This window comes from Micromonospora sp. MP36, assembly GCF_008119785.1.
Lineage (GTDB): Bacteria > Actinomycetota > Actinomycetes > Mycobacteriales > Micromonosporaceae > Micromonospora.
Genome location: NZ_VSFA01000218.1, coordinates 1 through 3,983, shown reverse-complemented (window position 1 = coordinate 3,983; position 3,983 = coordinate 1). Strand labels below are relative to the sequence as shown.

Annotated in this window: 4 protein-coding genes; 3 read left to right on the top strand and 1 reads right to left on the bottom strand. The window is 67.9% G+C overall.

The window, feature by feature from the left end; all coding sequences use genetic code 11:
- The first annotated feature begins 660 nt into the window (after positions 1–660).
- A complete protein-coding gene (locus FXF52_RS40580; protein WP_148804946.1) occupies positions 661–1,266 on the top strand; it encodes a hypothetical protein in 606 nt (201 codons plus the stop codon).
- A gap of 201 nt (positions 1,267–1,467) precedes the next feature.
- Here the strand turns inward: FXF52_RS40580 and FXF52_RS40575 are convergent, their stop codons facing one another.
- A complete protein-coding gene (locus FXF52_RS40575; protein WP_148804945.1) occupies positions 1,468–1,920 on the bottom strand; it encodes a helix-turn-helix domain-containing protein in 453 nt (150 codons plus the stop codon).
- Here FXF52_RS40575 and FXF52_RS40570 point away from each other — a divergent pair.
- The gene (locus FXF52_RS40570) at positions 1,919–2,680 is read left to right on the top strand and encodes an NADPH-dependent F420 reductase (RefSeq protein WP_370518118.1); all 762 of its coding nucleotides are present in this window, start codon (positions 1,919–1,921) and stop codon (positions 2,678–2,680) included. The two genes, FXF52_RS40575 and FXF52_RS40570, sit on opposite strands and share 2 nt — an antisense overlap.
- Before the next feature lie 506 nt (positions 2,681–3,186).
- Positions 3,187–3,983 (top strand): low temperature requirement protein A (locus FXF52_RS40565; protein WP_148804943.1); only part of this gene is annotated, 797 nt, incomplete at its 3' end.

Sequence of the window (3,983 nt, the reverse complement as noted above, 5' to 3'; positions counted from 1 at the left end):
TGCCCGGATACGACAACTCCGGCCGACACCAAACCAGCCACGATCAGCCTCACTCTCATGGCCGCGGGTCGCGCGCTACCCCTTCGTGATGCTTGCCGGTGCCGCTCCTGCGGCGATCTGCTGGAAATGGGGGCAGAGGCCGCTCTGGGTCACTGTTGCCGCGGCGCACCGTAGGGCCCGGGCTGCAGGGCCGCCAGCCAGGCAGGGGATGCACCTGCTTCAGTAGCGTCCCTGATCAGCTTAGCGATCCTGAGTCGGATTGAGTTTCCGGGATCGTTTTCCACCGTGGTGGTGTCGCGTGGGCGTGTAGGTGGAATCCTGCGCCCAGGGCGGCTCCTCGTGGCTGGTGGCCGGTGGTGGGTGTGCTGGTCGTGTTCACGCCCTGGTGTCGGTGGGCTGCGCGGGGCAGCCTTGGCCGGTCCGTTGGTGCGTGTCCCTCCGGACGCTTACCCGTCTGACCGTGGGGTCGGGTGGGGGAGGGTGCCCTGTGTGGTACAGGTTCCTCTTCCCCCGCGCGGGTGATCCGGTCCCTTCTCGAAGGGGATGCGTGGGGCTCGGCGTGGCTGCGATCTTGAAACAGCAACCTCGGCATTGCCCACCGGCTCGCGGGATGCACGTGGCTATCCGCAACGATCAGCGTTTAAACAAGGAGATATCTCTATGACCGCTCGCACCATCCTGACGAAGCTGCATGGTCGGACGGCGGTGGGCGTGCCCCGCTGGGCCGTCCTGGCCGCATACGCCGCCGCCCTGACCACGCTGCCCTCCACCATCTGGCGGATCACAGCCTTCGTCTTCGAAGCTCCGCTCGTGAAGGGCATGGACGCCCCGCCGCCCGGTCACGGTCCGATCTTGTTCGAAGGGGTCTGGTACGTCATCACGCTCAGCGTGGTCAGCGAGGTGCTGGCATTCCTCGCCCTCGGGCTGGTGTGCCAGTGGGGCGAGGTGTGGCCGAGGTGGATCCCGGGCCTGCGCGGCCGCCGGGTACCGACCCTCGCCGCCGTCATCCCCGCCAGCCTCGGTGCGATCGCCCTGCTGATCTTCCCGTACGCGCTGGCCATGATGGCCTCCGGCCGGATGCTCAACGGCAGCCCGGACACGCCGATCACAGAGGGCTGGCAGAGCGTCGCGTTCTGGATCGCCTACCTACCGCTGGCCGCCTGGGGACCGCTGCTCGGCATCTTGACCGTTCACTACCACCGGCGCCGCCAAGCTGCCCAGTCCGCCGCCGGGTTCCAAGAGGCCGAGGTCGCCCTGGCCGGATGACAAGCCCATCGAAGACGGCTCACAGCGTGCTCGACCATCAATCCGAATCACCATGCCCATGATTCGTGGCAGCGGGCTGACATCGTCCGTACATCGGCGGGTGCTGCTGTCCACTGACGGATCAGCTGCTGTAGCCGCAAGCCGCTGATCTGGCGTTGAGCGCGTCGCCGCCGAACTTGACGCCTGCGCGCTCGGCGGCCTTCACGGCAATCGCCGCTCATTCCCGGCCAGTGGATTGGAAGCTTGACTGGTGATGTCGAGCGGATCGGGACCGGGTGGACGTCTCCGTGCCTCGAACCGCTCCTGGGCGTCAAGGACCGCATCGGCGTATCTGATGGCCCAGGCGCCCATCATCTGCATGGGCTCCAGCAGCGCGTCGCCCGCTTCGGTCAGCGCATAGTCCACGCGGGGTGGCGCTTGCTGGTACGGCCGGCGTTCCACCAGGCCGTTGTACTCCAGTCGGCGTAGCGCGTCGTTGAGCACCTTCGGACTGATCCCGCCGATCCGGGCGAGGAGCGCCGCCGGACGCATCGGACCGTACGCGGCGATCGTGTAGACCACGACGCTGTCCCAGCGGTTGGCGAGCACCTCGAATGCCACGCGGGCCCGGCAGTCGGAGGTGTAGTCGTCGAGCTGCTCAACGGCGCCACTCATGCGTCCATCCTGCCCGATGTGTCACACACCGTTTGGTGTGCATCGTCCTGCCTATCGTCCTGCACGGTGGTCAGCACCGAGCCACCGCAGAGCAAGAAACGGAGTACTACAGGTAAAAATCGGCATTCTTGGGACGGGCGGTATGGCGGCGGCGCTCGGCGGCGCATGGACCGCGGCCGGGCACGAGGTGGTGATCGCCGGACGGAGTCAGGAACGTGCGCAGCGGACCGCCGAAAAGATCGGCGCCGCCGGGCACGGCAGCCTCGCGGATGCGGCGGCGCACGGCGACGCCGTGCTCGTGGCGGTCCCGGCGACAGCGGCCCCGCAACTCGTGGGCGGCCTCGCCACCAGCCTCGCCGGACGGACGGTGATCGACTGCACCAACGCCCTCGTACCGACGGGCGACGGACTCATGCTCGACACCGGTGCTGCCACGTCTGTGGCACGGCAACTGGCGGCCGCTGTGCCCGACGCGCGTGTGGTCAAGGCGTTCAACCTCTGCCATCTGAGCATCTGGACACTACGTGCGCCAACCTTCGAGGACGTACCGCTGGCCGTGCCCTACTGCACCGACCACACCACAGCAGCCGCGGCGACGGAAACCCTGATCAGCTCTATCGGCTGCACGCCGGCGCCGTGTGGCGGGCTCGCGCGGGCGGCATACCTCGAGGCGACCGCGGCGCTCGCGATCGGGCTGTGGCGGTCGGGCGGACAGCCGCGCGCCTTGTTCCCCTCCCCAGGGGAGGCGCCGCGTCCCTGAACCTGCTGCGGCCAGTCCGGAGCCCTCAAGCCTGCTCAGCCGGGCAAGGACCACCCCGCATCGAAAATCCCGCACATCCGCCCGAAGGGTGCGGTTTTCGGTGACGACAAGGACCGGCCGGCGGTGTCAGCGAGGGCGGCTGCCGGCGAGGTGCCGGTTGACGTGCGCCGTGCCGTTCGTGACCGGTCGCGTCAGGTACCGGTGGACGGTGCGTTCGGACTTGCCGATCCGTGTGGCGATGTCCGCTGGGTGCAGAACCGCGACACTGAACGATGTGACTCCGCGGCCGCTTCCCAACCGCTGATGCCTACTCACCACCATCGCCGGAAACCCCGTTCGCGCTAGGGATAGCCCCCAGGCAAGCTTTCGATCTCGCTGTCCGGCCGTTGGCTGGTTGGCAAACTGGTGAGGTGAGCAGGGGCGGTCGGCTACGGGTCTGGGTGCCGGGCCGGGCGCGGTTCAGCGGGCGGTTCGAGCTCGAGGCCGGGGGCTTCGGAGTGACCCGATTGGAGCTGTTTCTCGACCTGGTGTTCGTGTATGCGTTCTTGAGCGTGACCGACCTGATGGCGGAGAAGTTCCGGCTCGAGGGCCTGCTGCAGGGCGTGGTCGTGATCCTGCTGCTGTGGCGGGCGTGGACCTCGTACACCGTGGTGGGCAATGTCGTGCGCGTGCGTTGGGGGATGATCCGGCCGACCATCCTCGGGGTGGCCGCGATCATCCTGTTGATCGGCATTGCCACGCCGGTGGCCTTCACCGATCGGCCCGGTGCGCTGTTTGGTCCGCTGATCTTCGTGACCGCCTTCGTGTCAGCGCGGCTGATGGCGGTGCTGATCCTCATGTCCGCCACGTGGGGCACGCAGCGGATGCCCAGGCCAACGCTGGGCGTATTGCCGTTGTGCGGCAGCGCGGTGTTGCTGCTGTGTGGTGCCCTGCTGCCGCGTCACCTGCCGGCGGGGGTGAACGATGTCCGTCTGGCCTTCTTCTTCGCCGCCGCGTTGGTCGACTTCATCGGCGTTCGGGCGATCGGCGCGGGTGGTGGCTTGCCGATCGTGTCCGTGTCGCACTGGACCGAGCGGCATCGGTTGATCATGCTCATCGCACTCGGTGAGACGATCATCTCGATCGGCACCAGCCGGGGCCTGAACGGAGGTCCGCCGATTACCTGGGCGGTCATCTTCGGCTCCGTGCTGAGCCTCCTGGTCGTGGCGGTGCTGTGGGGGCGCCACTTCGACATCGCCCGAATCGCCGCCGAACAGGCCGGGGGGGAAGGGGCGGCCACCACGGGAATAACTCTTGGCCGTGA